Origin of the sequence: Streptomyces sp. NPDC053427, from assembly GCF_044544985.1 — a bacterium.
Taxonomy (GTDB): Bacteria; Actinomycetota; Actinomycetes; order Streptomycetales; family Streptomycetaceae; genus Streptomyces.
Map to the genome: position 1 here is coordinate 15,023 of NZ_JBITYA010000009.1, position 23,301 is coordinate 38,323.

Here is a 23,301-nt window from a genome sequence, read left to right on the forward strand (position 1 = left end):
CCGACGGGATCGCGGGACCAGGAGTGAGCCGTACGGCATGGATGCCCGGGGCGGGAGCCGTTGCCGGTTGCGGTTCACGTCGTGGTGACCGCGGGATGCCGCCAGGGCCTGTCCGATGGGCAGGCCCTGGCGGCGGTCCGTGCGGGGGCTCTCAGTCGTTCAGCAGTGACAGGTCCTGGCCCGCCGTGGGGACGACGACCGTGCCCCGGTCGTCGGGCAGGGTCTGCACGGTGAAGGCGGGGATGCCGCCCATCGGCTGCACCAGGGTGCGCGCCGCATGGACCGGGCCGCTGCCCGGCTGGGGCTCCACCGTCAGCGCGTAGGAGCCCTTGAGGCCCGACGGGCGCGGCGGGTCGACGGCGAGCGTGCTGCCGCCCTTGACCGTGTACGTCTTGGAGACCGGCGTGCCGCCCTCGCTCCCCGCCGATGCGGTGACCTTGACCTTGGCGTCCTTGCCCGGCACCGGCGCGACGAGGGAGAGGGTGCTGCCCTTGGCCCGGTTGTCGGCGACCGTGGCGCGCTTGTCCACCGGGCGGGTCGCCGGGATGAACGCCATCTCCTGGTTGGCGCCCTTGCCCCGGGTCACCCGCAGCGCCGCCGTGACCGGGGCCTTGGAGCCGCCGTCGGCGGGCGTGAGCACCAGCGATCCGGCCTCGCCCTTGGTCAGGTCCTTGAGGTCGACGGCCGTGGTCATCCCGCTCTTGACGTGCAGCGTCTCCGCGCCGGCCGGGGTGATCAGGCCGGTCGGGGTGGCCAGCTGCACCTTGAGGTCGGCGTCCGCCGCACCGGGCGCGACGGCGACCAGGCGGACGGAGGTGGCGTCCTTCGGGATGCCGGGCAGCACCAGCGCGGCGGCCGGGTCGGCAGCGGGCGGCAGCCAGTCGCTGCCGAGCTTGGCGTCGGAGGCCTGGACGGCGGCGCCGACCCGGCCCTGGCGGACGACGACGTGCAGCGCGGCGTTGGTGGCCGGGGTGCCGGTGAGGGTGGACAGCAGCCGCGTGACGGTGGTGTGCGCCGGAACGGTGATGCCCTCGGCCGTGGTGCCGCTCAACTCCCCGTCCTTGCCGCGCAGTTCGAGATCGACCTCGGCGTCGGTGGGGCCGGGGTTGGTCAGATGGACGTGGTCCTGGCGGGCCTTGTCGGTGCTCACGCCGGGGAACCAGAACGTGGTGTCCGGGGCGGTGCAGCTCAGCCCGAGCAGTCCGCGGCCGTTGCCGGCGGCGACGGAGGTGGTCTGCTGGACGGTCCAGCCGGGGGCGAGGGTGCCGTCGGCGTCGCCCACCAGCGCGGGCGCATCGGCGGCGTCGGTCGTCGCGGTGACCGGCCGGCCTGCCTGCCGGAGGGGCGCGACGGGCTTGGTGTCGCGGGGCGGGACGATCGCGCTTCCGGAGTCCGCGCCGCCGCTCCTGCCCGCGTCCTTGCCCTTGCCCTTGCCCTTGCCCTTGCCGCGCTGCTTCGACGTGCCGTCGCCGGCGCCGCTGTCCTTGACGGTCCCGGCGGGCAGCAGCTTCGCGGTGCCCTTCTTGGCGTCCGCACCGGCCGCCGCGCCCCGGGGGACGAAGGAGGTGTACGTGGTGTCGCCGACCTCCGAGGACGTCGGGACCGGGCAGAGGAGCGCGGAACGCTGGACGGGCAGCCGGGTGCCGCCCTGGGGCGCCGCCTCGGCCGCGCCGTCCGGGGCGGCGACGGCGGCGACACCGGCGACGGCGGCCAGCCCGGCGGCCGCGCCGATCAGGGACATCATCGTGCGCTTCACTGCTGGTCGCTCCCGTCACGGCGCGGCTGCTCGGGGAAGGAGCCGGGGTACGTCGTGCCGTCGTCGTAGGGCTGCTGGGGCTGTTGGGGCTGCTGCTGGGCGTAGCCGTACGGGTCGTAGGTGCCCGCCTGGTAGGGATCCGCCGCGAAGGAGTCGGCGGCCTGGTAGGGGTCGGCCTGCGGGTACGGCGGCTGCTGGGCGTACTGGCCGGCCTGCGCGTACGGGTCGGCCTCGGCGGCCTGGTACGGGTCGGCGGGCGCGTAGGGCTGCTCGGCCGGCTGTCCCGGCTGGGCCGGAGCCGCCTGCTGGGCGGTCCCCCACTGCTCGTACGACTGCTGCTGCGGCACCGCCGCGTACGGGTCCCCGCTCTGCACGGCCTCCTGGGCCGCCACCGCGGGGGGCTCCTCCTCGGGTCCCGCCGCCTGGGCGCCCGGCTCCGGTGCGGCCTGGTGACCGGCCGCCTCCGCGGCGGCCCGCAGCCTCCGCGCCCGGCGGCCGTCGCCGGTGGCCGCCTGGGCCGCGGCCAGCACGGCGGCGTCCTCGGGCAGGTCGTCGTCGATCTCCCGGCGGCGGCCCGGCAGCGCCATCACGACCAGGACGACGGCGAGCAGGCCCTGGGTCCACAGCCAGACGGTGTGGCCGACCGGGTTCTCGTAGGTGAGGTCGAGCCGCCCGCCGCTCGTGGGGAGCGCGAAGCCCTGCGCCCAGCCGTCGACCGTCACGGGCTTGAGCGCCGTGCCGTTCAAGGTGGCCCGCCAGCCCGGGTCGGCGGTGTCCGCGATGCGCAGCACCCGGCCGGCGGGGCCGCCGGGCACCTTGTCGGTGTGCGCCTCGATGGGGCCGGACGGTACGGCGACCGGCGCGGCGGTCTCGCCGGCGCGGGTGCCGTCGGTCGTCCCGCCCTGCACGATGGAGACCCGCGAGACGCGGCGGTCGACGCGCCACAGGGCGCTGCCGTCGTCCTGGCTGAGCCGGGTCAGGCCCGGGGTCGCGTCCAGTACCCGGCCCATCGCGCCCGACGCCTTGTCGCGCACCAGGATGTAGCGGATCGCGTAGCCGCCGAGCTGGTTGGTCTGGTCGGCGCCGGAGCCCGCCACCAGGTTGGCGACGATGCCGCCGAGGCGCTTGTCCTCGCCGGCCGTGGCGGCCAGGTCGGCGTCGCCGAGCCGGGCGCCGGAGCCGCGGACCAGGGCGTAGTCGACGTGGCCGGTGCCGCCGTCCAGGACCAGCGTGCGGGCGCGGTCGTCGGTGCCGGACTCCTCGGCGACGAACGCCGGGACCTGCGCGGGATCGCGCCGCTCCAGGGGGCCGGCCGCACCGGTGACCATCCAGCTGACGGCGGCGTAGAGCGGGGCGAGGAGGGAGGCCAGCGCGATCAGCACGGCGACCGGCTGCTTCCAGCCGAAGCCCATGGCGGCCATCCGGGTGCGGATGCCCTCGGCGCCGATCGCCGCGGCGCACAGCAGCGCCAGCCCGTAGACCAGCATCGCGGGCCCGGTCCAGCCGGAGCCGTTGCCCAGCGCCGCGCACAGCAGCCCGGCCACCGCCGCCACCCAGGCGGTACGGATCGCCGTCTGCCGCTCGGCGCGCAGCGTCGCCGCCAGCGCGGCCAGGACGACGCCGGTCAGCAGCAGTCCGCCGGCCGCCTCGGGGCCGCCGGGGCTCAGGCCGATCAGGTCCAGTACGGAGGCCGATCCGGCGCCGTAGTCGAGCCCGGCCTCCTGGAAGAAGCGGGTGGGGTTCGCGAAGAGCGACAGCGACCAGGGGGCGAGCACCACGACGGGCACGACGGCCACGGCCAGGAAGCGCAGCAGATAGCCGACCAGCAGCTCGCGGCTGTCCAGGACGCGCCGCACCAGCAGCGCGACGCCGAGCAGCACCGCGAGCGGCCAGACGACCGGGGTGAAGGCCGTGGTGAAGGTGACCAGCAGGGTGTACGCCCAGGTGGCGCGCCAGCTGGGCCGGGTGCCGGGGCTCAGGCGCAGGCCGCCGGCGGCGACCGCGGCGCGGGCCGTCAGGGGCAGCAGGACGGCGAGCACCGCGGTGCCCAGGCGGCCGCCCGCCAGCGCGCCGGTGGCCGCGGGCAGGAAGGCGTACGCGATGCTGCCCCAGGCCCGCAGGAGCCGGGAGGCGACCAGCGGGCGGGAGGCGAAGTAGGCGGTGAGTCCGGCCAGCGGGACGGAGCACACCAGCAGCAGGGTGAGGGTGAAGCCCGTGCTGCCGAGGAAGAGCGTGGAGACCAGGGCGACGACGGCCAGGTAGGGCGGCGCGGAGGCGGCGTCGCCGGTGCCGACGGCGTGCCAGCTGTCGAGGTACGCCGACCACAGGTCGGACACGCTGCCGGGTGCGGGGAGCATCGCGCCGCCGGTGAGCGCGCCGGTGCCGAGCAGCCCGCGGCAGGCGATCAGCGAGACCGCCAGCAGCAGCAGGAAGAGCACCGGACCCGGCTTGCGGGCGATCCGCTTGAGCCGCGCGAACTGCTCGATCTCCAGGAAGTCGGCGTCGTCGCCACCGGGCCCGGATTCCCCGGCGCCGTGCCGGCCGGCCGAGGCCACATCGGGCGCGGCGCGGCCCGCGAGGTTGCCGGCGACCTGTTCGACGGTGGCGCGCACGGTCGCGCCGGGCGGCGGGAAGAGGGGCCGCAGCTCGCTCGCGTCCACCTGGGGGCGGCCCCTGCGTTTGCGGGCGGCGAGGATCTTGCCGGGCCGCAGCAGGGTGCCGAAGAGGCCGGCGAGTTCGTCGAGGGCCTGGCCGGGGACCTTGCCGACGAGATAGGCCAGGACCCGCAGGAAGGTGCCGAGCACCAGCCGCAGCAGGGTGTACGGGAGCAGCGCGCCGCGGGTGTTGGCGAGCAGGGTGTAGACCGCGCCGGCCTTGTCCACGCGGTGCGGGTTGGCGACGAAGCGGCCGACGCAGTCGATGGGGCGGCGTTCGCGGGCGGATGCCTCGGCGTGCCGCAGTATCGCGTCCGGCGCGACGAGCACCTGGTGGCCGGCCGCCTGGGCGCGCCAGCACAGGTCGACGTCGTCGCGCATCAGCGGCAGCCGGCGGTCGAAGCCGCCCAACTGCTCGTAGACGTCACGGCGGATGAGCATGCCGGCGGTGGAGACGGACAGCACGGGACGGATCTGGTCGTGCTGGCCCTGGTCCTGTTCGCGGCGGTCCAGGCCGGTCCAACGGCGGCCGCTGCGGGCGATACTGACGCCGGCTTCGAGCAGCTGGCGGCGGTCGTACCAGCTGCGCAGCTTGGGGCCGACGACGGCGGTGGAGGGGCTCGCGTCGGCGACCCGCAGCAGTTCGGCGAGCGCGGTGGGCGCGGGGGCGCAGTCGTCGTGCAGCAGCCACAGCCACTGGACCGGCTCGCCGTGCGGGAGATCCGGCATGTCGTAGGCCTCGTCGCGCCACGTCCGGCTGACCGGGTCCCAGCCGCTGGGGCGGCGCAGGTAGGCCAGATCGTCGGGGGTGAGCACCGGGGCCGTACGGACCGCCTCGTCCACCGCGGTGCCGAATCCGGAGCGGCGGGCGAGATGCAGCACCCGCTCGTCCCCGATGGCATCGGCGAGCAGCTTGGCGGATTCGTCCGCGCTGCCGGTGTCGGCGCCGATGACGTTCTGCACCGGGCGCTCCTGGCCGAGCAGCCCGGCGAGCGCGTCGGGCAGCCAGCGGGCACCGTCATGGGAGACGATCACGGCGGTGACGACATGCCGCGGGAACTCTGGGGTGTCAGCTGCGTATGAGGCGGCCTGGGCCGCCGACTGGCTGTGCACGGACATCGAGGTACGGGCCCTCCGGACCCGGGAGTCCGGGGCCCGCGGCGAAGTCGCTCAAGGCCCCCGCCCCCGGAAGACACTGCGACGGACTACGAGGCGACGCGCGCGACCCATGGGGCGGCGGCGCATCTCGGACGGTGCCCCACACTAATGGTTCGCGCCGGTGTCCCGTCCGGGCCCGTGCACAGCAGGAAACAACAGTCCGCCTCCGGCGTACAGGGCGCTGGAGGCGGGGTGTTCGCTATAGGGCGATATGGGGAGCTGGCGTGGCACGGCGGCGGGCGCGGTGAAGCCGCGCGCCGTGGGCGTTACGGGCTGCCGCGACATCGTCAGACGGCGGCCTTCTTCAGCCGGCGCCTCTCGCGCTCGGACAGACCGCCCCAGATGCCGAAGCGCTCGTCGTTGGCGAGCGCGTATTCAAGGCACTCGGAGCGGACCTCACAGGCGAGGCAGACCTTCTTGGCCTCGCGGGTGGAGCCACCCTTCTCCGGGAAGAAGGATTCGGGGTCGGTCTGGGCGCACAGTGCGCGCTCCTGCCAGCCGAGCTCCTCGTCCGCCTCCTCGACCAGCAATTCCTGGAACAGCTCGGTCATGTGCGCCCCTCGTCTGTCTTTACGTCCCCGTGATCCAGCCGTGATCGTTTTTGGCTGAACGACACGAGTGAAATTACAAGTGTGCTGATCCGGGCCAGTCAAGCCGAGATCTGCTATTGGGCCTCTTATTCACTCTGTGGAACCAAGCGTATGCGGAAAGTGTTCAAATCACCAAAAACCAGGACACATCCCCAGGCGCGCCGCCTGGGGAATCTTTCTCGCTACCTGAGATGCGATCGGACGGCATTCGCGTTGCATCCCGCGCGCCGGAGCGGGAAAGATCACAGACGGATCACGAGACCACAACGGCGTTTGGATGCGCGGTTGATGGGCGACATCTCCCGGTCGGCAAGTGCACAAACCTTTCGCCGGGCCCCGCAACCGGATGAGGTGAATCATCCGCGGCAAACCCGACATCCGGTTGACATCGCGCCGGGAACCCGGTCTCCTTGTCCGCATGCCAGTGACTCCCGCGCCCCGACTGACCCGTGCTTACGGGTCGCTCTGCGCTGCGCAGGCTCGCTGTCGCTGTTCCAGCTGTTGAAGCCACTGAGCTCCAGCCGTATCGCTCGCACCACCCCGCAGCGCCCCCGCATTCCCTGCGCGCCCGCGCCGTGCCCCCCACCGGGAAAGCCCGCGCCGTGCCGCACCCCTCTCCCAGCTCTTGCGCCGAGGAACCCGTAACCCCATGAACAGCGACGTCCAGATCGCCGGCGACCCGCTCGCCATCCCGCACCTGCTGCCGCCCGTCCCCGCCCACCCCTCGACCGTCGCCGGCTTCGTGGGCCTGGCCCGCTCCCTCGCCGCCGACCGCGCCAGCTGGGCCCCGCTCGTGCGCTACGACGCCACCACCCGCTGGTACCACCGGTTGCGCACCGGGCCCGGCTACGAGGTGTGGCTGCTGAGCTGGGTGCCGGGCCAGGGCAGCGGGCGGCACGACCACGGGCGCTCGTCGGGCGTGCTGACGGTCCTGGAGGGCGAATTGACCGAGCACGCCGGGGGCGCCCCGCGCACGCTGGGGGCGGGAACCCAACGGGTCTTCGCGCCGGGGTACGTCCACGAGGTCGTCAACGACTCGCTGACGCCCGCCGTCAGCCTGCACATCTACTTCCCCGGCATGACGGAGATGCCCATGCGCCCCCAGTCTCAACTCCGTTCGACCGGGGGGACCCCCACCCAGCCTCAGCTCCGTTCGACCGAGGGGACCCCCGTCGCCCAGTGCGCGCCGTCGGCGCAGGAGACCGCGGCCCGCTGAGGCCCGGCCCCTCTCAGGGACCCGTCCGCGGCTGACACACTGTCGCCATGCGCATTGTGGTTCTGGCCGGCGGTATCGGCGGCGCCCGCTTTCTGCGGGGACTGAAGGCAGCGGTTCCGGACGCGGAGATCACCGTCATCGGGAACACCGGCGACGACATCCATCTGTTCGGGCTCAAGGTGTGTCCCGACCTCGACACCGTGATGTACACGCTCGGTGGCGGCATCAACGAGGAGCAGGGCTGGGGCCGCACCGACGAAACCTTCCGGGTGAAGGAGGAGCTGGCCGCGTACGGCGTCGGACCCGAGTGGTTCGGGCTGGGCGACCGGGACTTCGCCACGCACATCGTGCGCACCCAGATGCTGGGCGCCGGCTATCCGCTCAGCGCCGTCACCGAGGCGCTGTGCGCCCGCTGGCAGCCGGGCGTACGGCTGCTGCCGATGTCCGACGACCGGATCGAGACCCATGTCGCCGTCGAGGAGGACGGCGAGCGCAGGGCGATCCATTTCCAGGAGTACTGGGTGCGGATGCGCGCCTCGGTCCCCGCGCACGCCGTGGTGCCGGTCGGCGCCGATCAGGCCAAGCCCGCGCCCGGGGTGCTGGAGGCCATCGCCGAGGCGGATGTGGTGCTCTTCCCGCCGTCCAACCCGGTCGTCAGCATCGGCACGATCCTGGCCGTGCCGGGCATCCGGGAGGCCATCGCGGACGCCGGGGTGCCGGTGGTGGGGCTCTCCCCGATCGTCGGCGACGCCCCCGTCCGCGGGATGGCCGACAAGGTGCTGGCGGCGGTGGGGGTCGAGGCGACGGCGGCGGCCGTGGCCCAGCACTACGGGTCGGGGCTGCTGGACGGCTGGCTGGTCGACTCCGTCGACGCGGGCACGGTGGCCGAGGTCGAGGCGGCCGGCATCCGCTGCCGGGCCGTGCCGCTGATGATGACGGACCTGGAGGCCACGGCCGCGATGGTGCGCGAGGCGCTGGCGCTGGCCGAGGAGGTACGGGCATGACGGGCGCCGCCGAGGCGCCCGCCTTCCGGGTGTGGGCGCTGCCGGGGTTTCCGGAGGTGCGCCCCGGTGACGACCTCGTCAAGCTGATCGCCGCGGCGGCGACCGGCGCCGGGCGGTCCCAACTGGCCGACGGGGACGTCCTGTTGGTGACGTCGAAGATCGTCAGCAAGGCGGAGGGCCGGGTGGTCGAGGCCGCCGACCGCGAGGCGGCGATCGACCAGGAGACCGTACGGGTGGTGGCGCGCCGCGGTGCGCTGCGGATCGTGCAGAACCGGCAGGGCCTGGTGATGGCCGCGGCCGGGGTCGACGCCTCCAACACCCCGTCGGGGACGGTGCTGTTGCTTCCGCAGGACCCGGACGCCTCGGCGCGCGCCATCCGGGCCGGGATCCGCGAGGCGCTCGGCGTGACGGTCGGCGTCGTCATCAGCGACACCTTCGGCCGGCCGTGGCGCAACGGGCTCACCGACGTCGCCATCGGGGCGGCCGGGGTGCGCGTACTGGACGATCTGCGCGGCGGCACGGACGCGCACGGCAATCCGCTCAGCGCCACGGTGGTGGCCACCGCCGATGAACTGGCCGCCGCCGGTGACCTGGTCAAGGGCAAGGCGGCCGGGCTGCCGGTCGCGGTGGTGCGCGGGCTTTCGCACATCGTCGAGGAGGCGGGCGACGGCGACGGGGCGCGGGCGATGGTGCGCGACGCCGAGGACGACATGTTCCGGCTGGGGACGTCGGAGGCCGTACGGGAGGCGGTGACGGCGCGGCGTACGGTCCGCGCCTTCACGGACGACCCGGTCGATCCCGGGGCGGTCCGGCGCGCGGTGGCGGCGGCGCTCACGGCCCCGGCACCGCATCACACCACGCCCTGGCGGTTCGTCCTGCTGGAGTCGCCGCAGTCGCGGACGCGGCTGCTGGACGCGATGCGGGACGCCTGGATCGCGGATCTGCGCGGCGACGGCAAGTCGGAGGAGTCCATCGCCAAGCGGGTGCGGCGCGGCGATGTGCTGCGCCGGGCGCCGTATCTGGTGGTGCCGTGCATGGTGACGGAGGGCTCGCACACCTACCCCGATGCGCGGCGCAATGCCGCCGAGCGGGAGATGTTCGTGGTCGCGAACGGCGCCGGGATCCAGAACTTCCTGGTGGCGCTGGCGGGCGAGCGGCTGGGCTCGGCCTGGATCTCGTCGACGATGTTCTGCCGGGACGTCGTACGGGAGGCGCTCGGGCTGCCCGGGGAGTGGGAGCCGATGGGGGCGGTGGCCATCGGCCGGGCGGCGCAGCCGCCGCAGGAGCGGCCGGCGCGGGACGGCGCGGACTTCCTCGTGGTGCGCTGAGCCCGTTCAGAGGCGGGCGATGTCCCCTACGGGGAACCTGGGCGCGCGCCGGGGCGGCGTGATGCCGGACAGCAGGATCAGCCGGGCCGCGCGGTGCCGCTGGCCCTCGTAGGGGGCGAGGAGTTCGAGCATCTGCGCGTCGGTGGTGCCGCGGCGGCCGGTGAGGGCGTAGCCGATGATCTTCGGCAGGTGGAGGTCGCCGACGGTGAGGGCGTCCGGGGCGCCGAGGGCGCGCTGGAGCGTCTCGGCGGCGGTCCAGGGGCCGATGCCGGGGATGGCCGTCAGACGGCGGGTGGCGGCGGCCAGGTCCATGCCCGCGGCCTCCTCCATCCGGCGAGCGGCGCGTACGGCGCGCAGGATCGCCGAGGAGCGCTTGGCGTCGACGCCCGCGCGGTGCCACTCCCAGGAGGGGATCAGGGCCCAGCTGCGGGCGTCCGGCATCACCCGCATCCGGTCCCACGGGCCGGGGGCGGGCTCGCCGTGCCGCTGGAGGAGGAGGCGCCAGGCGCGGTAGGCCTCGTCGGCGGTGACCTTCTGCTCCAGGACCGAGGGGATCAGCGATTCCAGGACCAGGCCCGTGCGGGCGAGCCGGACGCCGGGGTGGCGGCGGCGCGCTTCGTGGAGGATGCGGTGGCGGGCGGTGAGCCGGTCGGGCTCGTCGGACTCCCCCAGCAGGTCGGGCAGCCCGTCCAGCAGCCAGTCGGCGCCGGGGCCCCAGGCCTCCGCCTCGACGGCTCCCGCGGCCGGGCGGGCCGCCAGGCGCAGCGTGCCGGGTCCCTCGGGCGTACGGCAGGAGCGCCACACCTCGTCGCCGCGTACGGCGAAGGCGGGGTCGCCCGGTCCGCGCCGCAGCACGCACAGGGTGCGGTGCAGGTCGTACGGGCCGGGCGGGACCCAGCTGCGGGTGGGCATGCCGCCAGGTTAGGCGACACCACCGACACCCGGCCCGCCGCTACTGGTCGGAGGAGAAGCGCACCGACCCCGGCGGGATGTCGGCACCGCACCAGATGCGGATCCCGTCGCGCAGCTCGTTGTCGGCGCCGACCCGGGCGCCGTCGCCGATGACCGCGCCGTCCAGGACCGTGCGGGCCCCGATGCGGGCGCCGGCGCCGATCAGGGAGTCGTGGATCTGGGCGCCCGGTTCGATCACCGCGCCCTCCAGGACGGCGCTGCCCTCGATGCGGGCGCCGGCGCCGATGACGGCGCGCCGGCCGACGACGGTGCCGCCGGTGAGCTTGGCGTCCGGGGCGACCTCGGCGGTCTCCAGGACGAGGCGGTCGCCGCAGCGGCCGGGGACGGCCGGGGAGGGGGCGCGGCCCAGGACCAGGTCCGCGGAGCCGCGTACGAAGGCCTGCGGGGTGCCGAGGTCGAGCCAGTAGGTGGAGTCGACCATGCCCTGGAGGTGGGCGCCGTCGGCGAGCAGTCCGGGGAAGGTCTCGCGCTCGACGGAGACCGGGCGGCCGGTGGGGATGGTGTCGATGACGGAGCGGTTGAAGACGTAGGCGCCCGCGTTGATCTGGTCGGTGACGATCTCCTCGGGGGTCTGCGGCTTCTCCAGGAAGGCGGTGACCCGGCCGGTGCCGTCGGTGGGGACCAGGCCGAAGGCGCGGGGGTCCTCGACCCGGGTGAGGTGCAGGGAGACGTCCGCCCGGGAGGTGCGGTGGGTGGCCACCAGGGCCTTGATGTCCAGGCCGGTGAGGATGTCGCCGTTGAAGATCAGCACCGGGTCGCCGGGGGCGGAGTGCAGCCGTTCGGCGACGTTGCGGATGGCGCCGCCGGTACCCAGCGGCTCCTGTTCGGTGACGTATTCCAGGTGCAGGCCGAGCGCGGAGCCGTCGCCGAAGTACGGCTCGAAGACCTCGGCGAGGTAGGAGGTGGCCAGGACGATGTGCGTCACGCCGGCGGCGCGGGCCCGCGCCAGCTGGTGGGTGAGAAAGGGCACACCGGCCGCCGGGACCATGGGCTTGGGCGTGTGCACCGTCAGCGGGCGCAGCCTGGTGCCCTTGCCGCCGACCAGGAGGATCGCTTCAGTCACCTTGTCGTCTCTGCTTCCTGCTGGGGTCGGCAAACGGCCGACCAGTGTAGGCAGACGGATCTTCGACCGCGCTCCGCGGGACGCCGAGCGGCTGCGGGAGCGCGTGTCATGGCCGGTAGGACGCGACGAGCGCGGGGACGGTTCATTCGGGGCACAACCGGACGGTACCGGACGGTAACTGTCGGGGGACGGTCAGCGCCCCTGAAGCTTGGCGGCGGCGGTGCGGGCGTCGGCGAGCTGGTCGTAGAGGCGGTCGCCGGGGCAGGCGGACCGGTAGCCGTCACGATGGCCGGAAATGACGTTCAGGTTGGCGATCTCGTCCCTGTCGAAGAGGTTGCTGCCGTCGGAGGTGAGCCGGGCCGTGCCGCGCGGATCGACGCCGGCCAGGCCGAGCTTCCAGGCCGTCAGGGCGGAGATGGCCTCGACGGAGGCCTTCGACGGTTCGGTGTCGGTGAAGGTGCCCAGGACGGCGATGCCGGTGGTGTCGGTGTTGAAGCCGAGGGTGTGCGCGCCCAGGACCGGCTTGGAGACGCCGCCCGCGCGGCCCTCGTAGATGACGCCGCACCTGTCGATCAGGAAGTTGTAGCCGATGTCGCGCCAGCCGCTGCTCTTGACGTGGTAGCGGTAGATGGCGCGGATCGCCGAAGGGGAGTCCGAGCAGCTGTAGTTGTTGCCGGTCGCGGTGTGGTGGACGAACGCGGCGCGGACGGGGCCGGTGTAGGGGCCGATGGGTTCGCGCAGGTTCTCGTCGGCGCCCCAGCCGGCCCGGGTGACGATCCGCGGGCGGGGTCCGATGTACGTCTTGCCGGCCGGCCGCTCGCCCCCGGGGACCGGGGCCTGCGTCCGGGCCTCGGCCTGCGCTTCGGCCTGCGCCTCGGCCCGGCCGAGCGGTCGGAGTTCGGTGACCGCGCCGCGCTCGGTGCGCCGCGCCGCTCCCGGGTCGACGAGCTCCAGCCTGAGCCCGCCCGGGAAGGGGGCCGGGGCGCGGTCCATGTTCTCCGGGGCGATGCGCAGTTGTACGGCGTCGGAGGCGCCGACCCACAGGGGCGCGGTGCTGCCGCGTACCCCGCTGTTGCGGCGTTCGGCGGACTCCGGGTCGGGCAAATCGTCGTTGTGGGTCTGGACGTCCTGCCAGCCGGACCAGGTGTGGGAGCCGGCGGCGCGGGTGCGGACCTGGACCTGGCCGTGCAGCTCGACCTCGGGGTCGTCCCACACCACACCCAGGAGCGAGAACGGCCGTACCTCCCGGACCGGCATGACCCGGGTCCCGGGGACGGGCGCGGGCTCGGATTCGGCTTCGGTGGCGGGCGGGTCGACCGCGCCGAGGTCCGCGAGGGGCAGGGACTGGGTGCTGCCCGGTGCGTCATCGGCGGGGGCGGCGAGGGGGCGTTCGGCGGCGGTCGCGGCGGCCGGCGGCAGGAGCGAGGGGAACGAGAGCACCAGGCCGGCCGCCCAGAGGGCGCCGAGCGAGGTCGCACGAAAAGACCGCGAAGCAGCAGGAAAAGGGCGCATGGTCACCATCGTTGGCACGGCCCGGCGGATGACGCCATCGCTGATCTGACGGGGCATCGGCCGAACGGCGGGCGGCGCCTGGGCCGAACCGGTGGCCGGGCCCGCCGCGCCCGGCAGACCGCCGGCCGCCGCCGCGCGTACCCTGACGGCGATGAACGCCACCGACCGCACCCCCGCCGACCTGCTGGGTTCCGCGCTCGCCGCGGACCCGGCCCGCCCGCTGGTGACCTTCTACGACGACGCCACCGGCGAACGCGTGGAACTGTCCGTCGCCACCTTCGCCAATTGGGTGGCGAAGACCGCCAACTATCTCCAGGGCGATCTGGCCGCCGAGCCCGGCGACCGGCTCGCGCTGCTGCTGCCCGCCCACTGGCAGACCGCCGTCTGGCTGCTGGCCTGTTCGTCGGTCGGCGTGGTCGCGGAGGTGGGCGGCGATCCCGCCGCGGCCGATCTCGTCGTGAGCGGCCCGGACTCCCTGGAGGCGGCGCGGGCCTGTTCCGGGGAGCGGGTGGCGCTGGCGCTGCGTCCGCTGGGCGGCCGGTTCCCGCAACCGCCGGCGGGCTTCGCGGACTACGCCGTCGAGGTGCCGGGCCAGGGCGACCGGTTCGCGCCGTTCGCGCCGGTGGACCCGGGCGCGGTGGCGCTGGCCGTCGGCGGCGAGGAGCTGACCGGCGCCGGAATCGGTGGGCGGGCGCTGGCCGACGCCGCGGCCGCCGGGCTGCCCGAGGCGCCGCGGGTGCTGTCGGGGCTGGGGTACGACACCTGGCAGGGCCTGTCGTACGGGCTCTACGCCCCGCTGGCGACCGGCGGCTCGGTGGTGCTCTGCCGCCATCTGGAGCGGCTGGGCGCGGACGGGACCGCCGCCCGGGAGACCGCCGAGAAGATCACGTACCGGGCGCCGGACACCCTCGTCTGACGTCTCCCTCCCCCGTCCGGCGCACCGGACCCCGCTCGGGGCGGGCCGGTTCGTCCGCGGTGGGCGAGGATTTTGCGTACGTACAACCCTGCGCGGGGTCCGTCCGTCCACCGCCCAACGGGCACCGCGTGCGGGCGCGACGCCGACTCCGTGAGGGAGGAACGCACACGTGACCGAGAGCCCCGGGACTCCATCCGGCCGCGCGGGCCCCGCCGAGGGCACCGGCCGGACGGGTGCGGGGCCCGGTCGCGCGGCGAAGTTCCCCGGCTGGGGCGCGCGGCCGCTGCGCTCGGGCGCCGCGGGCGACGGCCCCGGCCCGCCGCGTACCCCGCCCTCCCCGCTCCACTGGATGCGCCGGGCCGCGCTGGCCACCGTCGTCGGCGTCCTCGTCGCGACCGGCACCGGCTGGGGCCTGTACACGAAGCTGAACGGCAACATCCGCTTCGACAGCGACACCCAGAACGAGCTGGAGAAGTACGAGTCGGAGCGGCCCGACCCGGGCCCGCCGAACGCCGAGAACATCCTGCTGGTCGGCTCCGACAACCGCGGCAACGGCAACGAGGAGTACGGCACCGACAGCGGCACCCAGCGCTCCGACACCACGATCCTGCTGCACCTGGCGGCGGACCGGAAGAGCGCCACCGCGGTGAGCATCCCGCGCGACCTGATGGTGACGGTGCCGCACTGCAAGCGCTCCGACGGCAAGGAGATCGCCGAGCAGACGGCGCAGTTCAACTGGGCGTTCCAGTTCGCCGGGGCCGCCTGCACGATCCGTACGGTCGAGAAGGCGACCGGGATCCGGATCACCCACCACATGATCATCGACTTCGTCGGGTTCAAGAAGATGGTGGACGCGGTGGACGGCGTCGAGATCTGTCTGCGCCGGCCCATCGATGACGAGAAGGCGCATCTGGTGCTGCCCGCCGGCCGGCAGACGCTGCTCGGGGAGGACGCGCTGGGCTTTGTCCGGGCGCGGAAAAGCCTGGGTAACGGCAGTGACACGCAGCGTATGGAACGTCAACAGGAGTTTCTTGGCGCGCTCGTGAAGAAAGTGCAAAGCAATGGTGTGCTGCTCAATCCGACGCGGCTGTATCCGGTGTTGGATGCCGCGACGAGTTCCCTGACCACCGATGCGGATCTGGCTTCGCTCACCGGCCTGTACGAATTGGTCCGCAGCATGCGCAGCATTCCGACGGACCGGGTGCAGTTCCTGACCGTGCCCCGGCGGGAGTACCGCTACGATCCCAATCGCGACGAGCTGGTGCAGCCGGATGCCGATCGCCTCTTCGGTGAGCTGCGCAGGGACCGCCCGGTGCGGGTGGCGCCGGCCGGGGCCCCCGAGGAGACCACCGCCTCGGACGGGAAACCCGATGACTCGCCCTCTCCGCCCGCCGGTTCGGGTCCGGCCTTTACCGGAACCACGGCGGAACGCGGGAGCTGCGAATAAAGATGCCGCAAAGGAACGTGCGGCGTCGCGAATGGATTGGGCGGATTGCCCAGTTGTAGGGAAGTGGAATTTGTCACCGCCGTCGCCGGGCGCTGAACTGGGCGGATAGTGTGAGCGACCCGGCCCGCCCGACCAGCGGGCCGATGACCATGTGGTCAAGTATTTGCACGATCGACCGATCGAGCGCCTTGAGGGGGAGGCGCCGCGCCACCGACGGAGGATTCAGGGCACCGTGGACGCGCAAGGCCGTGGGCGGGCGGGCGACGACAACGTCGATCCCGCCGATCAGTGGGTGTTCGATCCGAACACCGGCAACTACGAGCTGCGGCTTGACCCTGCCGGTCAAGCCTCGGACCGGCCCTCCGGCCGCAAGGCCCCCGGCTCCAGACGCGGCCGGAGAAATCCGGCCGGCCAGGGCGACGACACCGACACCCGTCCGCTGCCGACCCAGCGCGACCGCCGGGGCGACGCGCGAAGCGGCGGCGCGGACGAGCGGCGCGGCGGTGGCCGGGCGGAGCGCCGTGCCGCCGCGCGGGGCACGGCGTCCGCGATGGCTTCGGGTCCGGCGAGCCGCCGGCGGCCCAAGCCGAAGAAGTCCGGGAAGAAGAAGGCGCTGTACTGGACGTCCGGCGTGCTGGGATTCGTCCTGGTGGCGGCGGCCACGACGGCGTACGTCATCTACCAGCAGCTGGACGGCAACATCAAGAAGGTCGACGTCGGCATCAACAACGACGCGGTCTCCGACGGTCCGGTCAACCTCCTCGTCATCGGCACGGACTCGCGCGCCGGCAAGGGCAACGCGGGCTACGGCGACGCCGGCAGCGTCGGGCACGCGGACACCACGCTCCTGATGCACATCTCCAGGGACCGCTCGAACGCGACCGCGCTGAGCATCCCGCGCGACCTGATCACCGACATCCCCAACTGCCCGACGAAGCAGAAGGACGGCTCGACCAAGATCATCCCCGGCGAGCAGCAGGTACGCTTCAACACCAGCCTCGGCCAGGAGGGGCGGGACCCCGGCTGCACCTGGCGCACCGTCGAGAAGCTGACCGGGCTGAAGATCAGCCACTTCATGATGGCCGACTTCAACGCGGTCAAGGAGCTGTCCAACGCGGTGGACGGTGTCGAGGTGTGCGCCGGCAAGGACATCAACGACCCCAAGTCGCACCTGAAGCTGTCGGCCGGCCGGCACACCGTCAAGGGTGAGCAGGCCCTCGCGTTCGTCCGTACCCGGCACAGCGTCGGCACCGGCAGCGACCTGAGCCGGATCCAGCTCCAGCAGCAGTTCATCGGCTCGCTGATCCGCAAGCTGAAGTCCAGCGCGTTCAGCAGCCCGGGCAAGCTGTACGACGTCGCCCAGGCCGCGACCAAGGCGCTGACCGTGGACACCGGCATCGGCAGCGCGAGCAAGCTGATGGACTTCGGCGACGACATGAAGAAGGTGAACATCAACAAGATCACCTTCGCGACGGTGCCGGTGCTGGACAACCCCAAGGACCTGGCCACCGTCATACTCGACCGGGCCAAGGCCGATCCGCTGTTCCGGATGGTGCAGGCCGACCACGCCCTGGCCAAGGGCAAGAAGTCCAAGGGGAAGAAGGCGCCGGTCAAGAAGGCCCCGCCGGAGCTCGTACGGGTCGATGTCCTCAACGGCGGCGGACCGATCGGCGCGGCCCAGGAGAGCGTGGACTGGCTGCAGAACACCAAGGGCGCCCGGCTGTCCACCAACGCCGGCAACGCCTCGCAGAAGGTGGCCGAAACCGTTCTCGAGTACGCCCCCAACCAGGCCGACCAGGCCGCCACTCTGGCCGACTGGATGGGCCTGCCCAAGAGCGCGCTGAAGAAGTCCGCGCAGGACGCCGGCGACCGCGTCCCGATGAAGCTGACGCTCGGCAGGGACTTCAAGGCGGCGGGCGAACCGATTGAGGCGCCGACCGAAACCCCGGACGGGGTCCAGAACGTCAATGCGGATGACAAGAACGTCTGCGCCAAGTGACCCGAGCGGGATCCGGCCGCCTGCGAAGGCGCCGAGCGCACCACCGGACTGACAACGGGGAGAGGGCCCAATGCGGCAGAGCAGTGTGCGTGGTGAGCGATCACCCGGGCGACGGCAGCCCGGAGCACCACAGAGGCTGGGCTTCGACACCGGCCTCGACGAGGACGGGGCGGGCGGGCTGCCGCCGGATGCGCCCGGATGGACGCCGGAGGACGGCGACGGCGCGGTGCCGTCCGCGCCCGACGAGGGCGGCCGGCGCGCGGGGCGCCAGGGCCGCCGGAAGAAGGGCGGCAAGGGCCGCCGGGTACTGCGGTGGACCGCGCTCGGCCTCGGCGTCCTGCTGGTCGTCGGGGCGGGCGCCGGCTACTGGTACTACGAGCACCTCAACGCCAACCTCCGCAAGGCGCCCAGGATCCTGGGCGGCGGCGATCTGAAGAAGCCCGATCCCAATGCGTTCGGGCAGACGCCGCTCAACATCCTGCTGCTGGGCTCCGACGGCCGCAACAGCAAGAAGAACATCGAGCTGGGCGGTGCCCGTCAGGACGCCGACCGCAAGCCGCTGGCCGACGTCCAGATGCTGCTGCACGTCTCCGCCGACCGCAGCAACATGTCGGTGATCTCCATACCCCGGGACACCCGCGTCACCATCCCCAAGTGCACCGACCCCAAGACGCACGAGAACTACCCGCAGACCACCGCCGCCATCAACCAGTCGCTCCAGCACGGCGGTCCGGGCTGCACGCTCGCCACCTGGCAGGAGCTGACCGGCATCTACATAGACCACTTCATGATGGTCGACTTCTCCGGCGTGGTGGACATGGCCGACGCCATCGGCGGCGTCCCGGTCTGCGTCAACCACAACGTCTACTCGCACGACAGCAAGGGCCACGGCAGCGGGCTCAAGCTCACCGCGGGCACCCACTCGGTCAAGGGCGTCCAGGCCCTGCAGTGGCTGCGCACCCGCTACGGCTTCGAGGACAACACCGACATCGGCCGGGCCAGGGCCCAGCACATGTACATGAACTCCATGGTCCGCCAGCTGAAGCAGAACGCCAAGCTCACCAACCCCGGCCAGCTGCGCGACCTGGCCGAGGCCGCGACCGCCGCGCTGACCGTCGACGACGGGCTCGACACCGTCAAGAAGCTCTACGACCTGGGCGGCGACCTCAACCGGGTGCCGACCAAGCGCATCACGATGGTCACCATGCCCTGGGTGTACGGCCCCGGCGAGGAGTACGTCCTGCCCAAGCCGGGCGACGCGGAGCAGACCTTCGCGATGATGCGCAACGACACCGCGCTGGACGGCAAGGACGCCAGGAAGAAGCCGGCGCCCGACCCCAAGCCGTCGACTCCCAAGGGAGAGCTGAAGGTCGTCGTCCAGAACGGCACCAACAGCACGGTGTCGGGCCCGGTTTCCGGCCGCGCGAGCGTCGTCCAGCAGCGGCTCGCGCAGCTCGGCTACACCGCCGCCGGCACCGACTCCTCCCTCACCACCCAGGCCGACACCACCATCACGTACAAGGACAAGGCGCAGCGCGGCGACGCCCTCGCGCTGGCCAAGGCGCTCGGCCTGTCCAAGGGCGCGGTGAAGGAGTCCAGTTCGGCCACGGAGATGCGGCTGGTGGTCGGCAACGACTGGCGCACGGGGGCGGAGTACCCGAAGAAGCAGGGCGGCGACAAGACTCCGGACAAGGCGCCGGACAGCGCGGATGCGCTCCACGGGAACGACAAGACGGCGTGCATGAAGGTGAATCCGGACTACACGTTCTAGGTGGTGTCCGCAAAGTCGGAGCGCGTCGCACGGAAAGGGGGCGGGTGGCCGAAGTGGCCGCCCGCCCCCTTTCCCGCGTTTCTCGCGCCTACTCGGCCGCGGGCTGCCCCGCCGCGGTCGTCACCGCCGGCCGGCGGCTCGCGATGACCTTCCTGGCGAGCGCGCGCGGGCTGGTGAGGAACCCGTAGCCCCAGGACATGTGCATGGTGGCGAGCGCGACGGGGATCTGGGCGCGGGCCTTGAGCGACAGCCCCTTGCCGGCCGGGAGCGAGCCCGCCACGATCGCCGCCAGGTAGCCGGCCGGGACGACGAAGCCCCACGGCGTGACGGCCGCGCCGACGACGGTGCCCGCCGCGATGGCGCACACCGCGGTCGGCGGCGCCAGATAGCGCAGATTGATCGACCCGGAGTGGTAGCGCGCGACGACATGGCGCCACTTGCCGTAGTCCTTGTACTGCTTGGCCAGCGCCTTGATGCTCGGCCGCGGACGGTACTGCACCTTCAGCTCCGGCGAGAACCAGATCCCGCCGCCCGCCTCGCGGATGCGGAAGTTCAGCTCCCAGTCCTGCGCGCGGATGAACTCCTCGTTGTAGCCACCCTGTTGCTCCAGCGCCTCGCGCCGGAACACCCCGAGGTAGACGGTCTCGGCGGGCCCCGCCTGTCCGCCCGTGTGGAAGGCGGCGTTGCCCACGCCGACCTTGGAGGTCATGGCGGCGGCGACCGCGTCCTCCCAGGCGTTCTCGCCCTCGGCGTGCATGATGCCGCCGACGTTCTGCGCGCCGGTCTCCTCCAGGAGGCGCACGGCGGTGGCGACGTAGTTCGGCGAGAGCATGCCGTGCCCGTCGACGCGCACCACGATCGGATGCCGGGAGGCCTTGATCGCGGCATTGAGCGCGGCCGGGGTGCGGCCGGTCGGATTGGGCACGGTGTGCACCCGCGGGTCTTCGGCGACCAGCTCGGCGGCGATCTCGTCCGTACGGTCCGCGGACGGGCCGAGGGCGATCACCACCTCCATTTCGCCGGCGTACTCCTGCTCCAGGATGTGCCGGACCGAATTGCGCAGGTGACGTTCCTCATTGAGCACCGGCATGATCACGGAGACGGCCGGGGGCTGCTGCTGCGGCATGGTTCCTCGGGGGTACGGCCCGCGCGCGAGCCGCCATGGGCGGCAGCGCCCGCCGGGAGACTGCGGTATCTCGCCTCACGTTACCGCGAACGGGGGACAGGGGCGGACGTCGGACGGGTGGCCGGGCGGGAGGTGCCCGGCGTGTGATGCTTTGCAGTCGATCGTATGGGCCTACGGTGTTCCCGCCGGCTTCACCCCGACTCGCCGCCCGTCCCGCCGCGGAGGTGTCCCCCGTGACCGCCCCGTCCCGCTCGACCCGCCCCACGCAGCGCCGGACCACCGAGCCCACGGGGCGCCGGCACCCGCCGCGCAAGCGCTGGGGGCTGCGCAGCAGCGCCGTCACCGCCGCGCTGCTGCTCGGCGCGGGCGGTGTGGGCCATGCCATGGTCACCGGCGTGGAGACCCGGATCGGCCGGGTCGACGCCTTCAGAGGTATGCCGACCGACGAGCGGCCCGGTGGCGGCAGCGGCCTGAACTTCCTGGTCGTCGGCACGGACGGCCGCGACAATCTCACCAAGGACGAGAAGCGGACGTACCACCTGGGCGGGGCGCCCTGTCACTGCACCGACACGCTGATGCTGGTGCACCTCTCCGCCGAGCGGGACCGCGCCAGCATCATCAGCCTGCCGCGGGACTCGTACGCCGAGGTCCCCGACCATCAGGACTCCGCCACCGGGCGGCGGCACCGCAAGCACGCCGTCAAGCTGAACGCCGCGTACGCGGAGGGCGGCCCCAACCTCACCGTGCGGACCGTCGAGCACATGACCGGCGTGCACATCGACCACTACCTGGAGGTCGACTTCACCAGCTTCATGCGGAGCGTGGACGCGGTCGGCGGGGTAGAGGTCTGCACCCCGCGCCCGCTCAAGGACAGCTTCAGCGGCCTCGACCTCCCCGCCGGCAAGACGCTCCTCGGCGGCGGCCAGGCCCTGCAGTACGTCCGCTCCCGCCATATCGACGCCTCCGCCGACCTCGGCCGGATGCATCGCCAGCAGCGCTTCCTGGCCTCCCTCATCCACAAGATCACCTCCTCCGGCGTCCTGATGAACCCCATCCGCTTCAAGGACGTCGCCGAGACGATGCTGGAGTCCGTCCGCGCCGACTCCGGCTTCGAGGCCAACGATCTGGTCGACCTCGGCCAGGCCATGCGGGGCTTCACCCCGTCCTCCTCGGAATTCGTCTCGGTCCCCCTGACCAAGGAGAATCTGCGGCTGCCGGGCGGCGGCGAGGCCGTCCGCTGGGACCCGGTGGCGTCCCAGCAGCTCTTCCAGGCGGTCCGCGACGACAAGCCGATCGCCAGGCACCCCGCCAAGGACAGGAAGCAGCCGCGGGCCACGGTCGTGGACGTACCGCCGTCCGCGATCAGGGTCCATGTCGACAACGGCACCGCCCGGCCCGACCTCGGCGACACCGTCGCCAAGGCGCTGCGCGCCACCGGCTTCGTCATGGCCGGCGTGCCCGGCAACACGGCGCGCGGCACGGCCCCCCGTACCGTCATCGACTACGACCCGCGCTGGGACCGCTCGGCCCGCTCGCTGGTCGCCGCGCTGCCCGGTGCGCAGCTGCGCCCGATGGCGGGGCGCGGCCCGGTGCTCCAGGTGACCGTCGGCGACGACTTCAAGGCGGTGACGCCGGTCAGGGCGGAGCAGCCGCCGCAGACGCCGGGCACCGTCGGGGCGATCACCGGGGACGAGGCGGTGTGCCCGTGACGGTGCCCGCCCCCCGCCGCACCGGGCCCCGGCAGCTCGCCGGCCGCCCGGCCGCCCACCGCTACGCGCCCCGGGCCGGCGTCACCCTCGCCGCCCTGTGTCTGGTCGCCGCCAGCGCGGCCGCGGCCCCGCCGGCGCCCGCCGCCCCGACCGGCTGCGGCGATCTGGCCAACGGCCGGCTGTGCCTGCACGGCCCGGTGGGCGCGACGGGCAGATACACCACCGCCTACCGCCGGCAGGCGCCCGCGCCGACGTCCGATTTCTCCGTACGCCTCGGCTACCAGCGCAAGAACGCGAGGATCACCGCCTTCCCCGGCTGGTTCGGCAGCCGCCGCCTGCGACACGGCTCCGCCGCCCTCGGCAGCCGGGTGGAGATGCTGGCGGGCGAATGCATCCGGGGCGTCATGGAGCACGCCGGGACCGTGTTCGTCACCAAGTGGAGCTGCGCCTGACCCCCAGGTGGCGGTCCCCCATGTCCAGGGCCCCTCGCAAGGAGGACACCATGTGGCAGGCAGCGGTACCGGCCTTCTCCCCCACCACCGTCGCGCTCTTCCTGGCCGCCATGGCGGCGCTGGCCCTGTCCCTCGCCGGCTGGACCGCCCGCGCCCCCGCCGCCGCCCGCACCACGGCCGCCGCCCTGCTGGCCGGCTGGCTCCTGGTGCTCCTCTTCGCGACCCTGTCCCCCACCCAGCCGGTCGGCTCCGGCGACGCCACCGTGTGGTGGCGGCCGGGCGAGGGCCTCTTCGACCCCGGCGCCCAGCTGCCGCCGCAGGAGCTGGCGATGCTGATCCGCCAGCACCTCGCCTACGCCGCCCTGTACGTGCCGGGTCCGCTGCTGCTGCGCTTCGCGGCGCCCCGCTGGCCGGCCGCCGCCGCGTTCCTGCTCGGGGTGGGCCTGTGCGTGACGGTCGAGACGGCCCAGCTGCTGATGCGGGCCGGGCGGATCGCCGATATCGACGACGTCATGTGCGCGGCGGCCGGGACGGTGATCGGGGCGGGGCTGGGACTGCTGGCCCGGCTGGCGGCCCGACGGCTGGGCCGCGCCGCCGCGGTGGCCGCGTAGGCGCACGCGAGCGGGCC

The 23,301-nt window shown here is 73.3% G+C and carries 17 protein-coding genes; 10 read left to right on the forward strand and 7 right to left on the reverse strand.

Annotated features, from left to right (window positions below; genetic code table 11):
- Positions 1-151: 151 nt before the first annotated feature.
- The 3 genes from ACIGWZ_RS24645 to ACIGWZ_RS24655 all read right to left on the reverse strand — a co-directional run bounded on the left by ACIGWZ_RS24645 (position 152) and on the right by ACIGWZ_RS24655 (position 6,119).
- Positions 152-1,756, reverse strand: coding sequence for a DUF5719 family protein (locus ACIGWZ_RS24645; protein ID WP_400068089.1), 1,605 nt, complete (start codon positions 1,754-1,756; stop codon positions 152-154).
- The gene (locus ACIGWZ_RS24650) at positions 1,753-5,529 is read right to left on the reverse strand and encodes a glycosyltransferase (RefSeq protein ID WP_400068092.1); all 3,777 of its coding nucleotides are present in this window, start codon (positions 5,527-5,529) and stop codon (positions 1,753-1,755) included. Before ACIGWZ_RS24650 ends, ACIGWZ_RS24645 begins: the two co-directional genes overlap by 4 nt.
- A 326-nt stretch (positions 5,530-5,855) precedes the next feature.
- Complete coding sequence (locus tag ACIGWZ_RS24655; protein WP_003983763.1) at positions 5,856-6,119, reverse strand: WhiB family transcriptional regulator; 264 nt, start codon at positions 6,117-6,119, stop codon at positions 5,856-5,858.
- A 688-nt stretch (positions 6,120-6,807) separates the two neighbouring features.
- Here ACIGWZ_RS24655 and ACIGWZ_RS24660 point away from each other — a divergent pair.
- Genes ACIGWZ_RS24660 through ACIGWZ_RS24670 form a run of 3 tightly spaced genes read left to right on the forward strand, consistent with a single transcriptional unit; the run spans position 6,808 to position 9,706 of the window.
- On the forward strand, positions 6,808-7,374 hold the full coding sequence (locus ACIGWZ_RS24660; RefSeq protein ID WP_400068094.1) for a cysteine dioxygenase: 567 nt from the start codon (positions 6,808-6,810) through the stop codon (positions 7,372-7,374).
- Between the two features lie 47 nt (positions 7,375-7,421).
- Complete coding sequence (gene cofD, locus ACIGWZ_RS24665; RefSeq protein ID WP_400068096.1) at positions 7,422-8,378, forward strand: 2-phospho-L-lactate transferase; 957 nt, start codon at positions 7,422-7,424, stop codon at positions 8,376-8,378.
- The gene (locus ACIGWZ_RS24670; RefSeq protein ID WP_400068098.1) at positions 8,375-9,706 is read left to right on the forward strand and encodes a coenzyme F420-0:L-glutamate ligase; all 1,332 of its coding nucleotides are present in this window, start codon (positions 8,375-8,377) and stop codon (positions 9,704-9,706) included. Before cofD ends, ACIGWZ_RS24670 begins: the two co-directional genes overlap by 4 nt.
- Positions 9,707-9,712: 6 nt before the next feature.
- On the opposite strand, the gene ACIGWZ_RS24675 is transcribed toward ACIGWZ_RS24670, so the two are convergent.
- From ACIGWZ_RS24675 to ACIGWZ_RS24685, 3 genes are all read right to left on the reverse strand, one after another.
- A complete protein-coding gene (locus ACIGWZ_RS24675; protein ID WP_400068100.1) occupies positions 9,713-10,618 on the reverse strand; it encodes a DNA-3-methyladenine glycosylase family protein in 906 nt (301 codons plus the stop codon).
- Between the two features lie 40 nt (positions 10,619-10,658).
- Positions 10,659-11,741, reverse strand: coding sequence for a sugar phosphate nucleotidyltransferase (locus tag ACIGWZ_RS24680; protein ID WP_400068103.1), 1,083 nt, complete (start codon positions 11,739-11,741; stop codon positions 10,659-10,661).
- A 192-nt stretch (positions 11,742-11,933) separates the two neighbouring features.
- Positions 11,934-13,253 carry a peptidoglycan recognition protein gene (locus ACIGWZ_RS24685; RefSeq protein ID WP_400068105.1) on the reverse strand — a complete coding sequence of 440 codons (1,320 nt, stop codon included), beginning with the start codon at positions 13,251-13,253 and terminating at the stop codon, positions 11,934-11,936.
- Positions 13,254-13,404: 151 nt separating this feature from the next.
- Between ACIGWZ_RS24685 and ACIGWZ_RS24690 the strand changes: the two genes are divergently transcribed.
- From ACIGWZ_RS24690 to ACIGWZ_RS24705, 4 genes are all read left to right on the forward strand, one after another.
- Complete coding sequence (locus ACIGWZ_RS24690; RefSeq protein WP_400068107.1) at positions 13,405-14,169, forward strand: TIGR03089 family protein; 765 nt, start codon at positions 13,405-13,407, stop codon at positions 14,167-14,169.
- A 169-nt stretch (positions 14,170-14,338) separates the two neighbouring features.
- Positions 14,339-15,616 (forward strand): LCP family protein, encoded by a 1,278-nt coding sequence (locus ACIGWZ_RS24695; protein WP_400068109.1) that lies wholly within the window; start codon positions 14,339-14,341, stop codon positions 15,614-15,616.
- A gap of 232 nt (positions 15,617-15,848) precedes the next feature.
- On the forward strand, positions 15,849-17,615 hold the full coding sequence (locus ACIGWZ_RS24700) for an LCP family protein (RefSeq protein ID WP_400068111.1): 1,767 nt from the start codon (positions 15,849-15,851) through the stop codon (positions 17,613-17,615).
- A gap of 70 nt (positions 17,616-17,685) precedes the next feature.
- Positions 17,686-19,386, forward strand: coding sequence for an LCP family protein (locus tag ACIGWZ_RS24705; protein WP_400068113.1), 1,701 nt, complete (start codon positions 17,686-17,688; stop codon positions 19,384-19,386).
- A gap of 88 nt (positions 19,387-19,474) precedes the next feature.
- Here ACIGWZ_RS24705 and ACIGWZ_RS24710 read toward each other — a convergent pair whose 3' ends face one another.
- Entirely contained in the window at positions 19,475-20,512 is a 1,038-nt protein-coding gene (locus ACIGWZ_RS24710; RefSeq protein WP_400068115.1) for a glycosyltransferase family 2 protein, read from the reverse strand.
- Positions 20,513-20,745: 233 nt separating this feature from the next.
- Between ACIGWZ_RS24710 and ACIGWZ_RS24715 the strand changes: the two genes are divergently transcribed.
- From ACIGWZ_RS24715 to ACIGWZ_RS24725, 3 genes are read left to right on the forward strand one after another with little or no spacing between them, the layout of a single operon-like run.
- Complete coding sequence (locus tag ACIGWZ_RS24715) at positions 20,746-22,221, forward strand: LCP family protein (protein WP_400068117.1); 1,476 nt, start codon at positions 20,746-20,748, stop codon at positions 22,219-22,221.
- Positions 22,218-22,673: a hypothetical protein gene (locus ACIGWZ_RS24720; protein WP_400068119.1), complete on the forward strand. Its 456-nt coding sequence runs from the start codon at positions 22,218-22,220 to the stop codon at positions 22,671-22,673. Before ACIGWZ_RS24715 ends, ACIGWZ_RS24720 begins: the two co-directional genes overlap by 4 nt.
- A gap of 20 nt (positions 22,674-22,693) precedes the next feature.
- Entirely contained in the window at positions 22,694-23,284 is a 591-nt protein-coding gene (locus ACIGWZ_RS24725) for a VanZ family protein (RefSeq protein WP_400068121.1), read from the forward strand.
- Positions 23,285-23,301: the final 17 nt, after the last annotated feature.

What these genes read in the sequence shown, in the direction of transcription:
- ACIGWZ_RS24655 (WP_003983763.1), bottom strand. Translation starts at nt 6,119, where the DNA reads ATGACCGAGCTGTTCCAGGAATTGCTGGTCGAGGAGGCGGACGAGGAG.
- ACIGWZ_RS24725 (WP_400068121.1), top strand. Translation starts at nt 22,694, where the DNA reads ATGTCCAGGGCCCCTCGCAAGGAGGACACCATGTGGCAGGCAGCGGTA.
- ACIGWZ_RS24660 (WP_400068094.1), top strand. Translation starts at nt 6,808, where the DNA reads ATGAACAGCGACGTCCAGATCGCCGGCGACCCGCTCGCCATCCCGCAC.
- ACIGWZ_RS24650 (WP_400068092.1), bottom strand. Translation starts at nt 5,529, where the DNA reads ATGTCCGTGCACAGCCAGTCGGCGGCCCAGGCCGCCTCATACGCAGCT.
- ACIGWZ_RS24690 (WP_400068107.1), top strand. Translation starts at nt 13,405, where the DNA reads ATGAACGCCACCGACCGCACCCCCGCCGACCTGCTGGGTTCCGCGCTC.
- cofD (WP_400068096.1), top strand. Translation starts at nt 7,422, where the DNA reads ATGCGCATTGTGGTTCTGGCCGGCGGTATCGGCGGCGCCCGCTTTCTG.
- ACIGWZ_RS24670 (WP_400068098.1), top strand. Translation starts at nt 8,375, where the DNA reads ATGACGGGCGCCGCCGAGGCGCCCGCCTTCCGGGTGTGGGCGCTGCCG.
- ACIGWZ_RS24675 (WP_400068100.1), bottom strand. Translation starts at nt 10,618, where the DNA reads ATGCCCACCCGCAGCTGGGTCCCGCCCGGCCCGTACGACCTGCACCGC.
- ACIGWZ_RS24685 (WP_400068105.1), bottom strand. Translation starts at nt 13,253, where the DNA reads ATGCGCCCTTTTCCTGCTGCTTCGCGGTCTTTTCGTGCGACCTCGCTC.
- ACIGWZ_RS24705 (WP_400068113.1), top strand. Translation starts at nt 17,686, where the DNA reads ATGCGGCAGAGCAGTGTGCGTGGTGAGCGATCACCCGGGCGACGGCAG.
- ACIGWZ_RS24710 (WP_400068115.1), bottom strand. Translation starts at nt 20,512, where the DNA reads ATGCCGCAGCAGCAGCCCCCGGCCGTCTCCGTGATCATGCCGGTGCTC.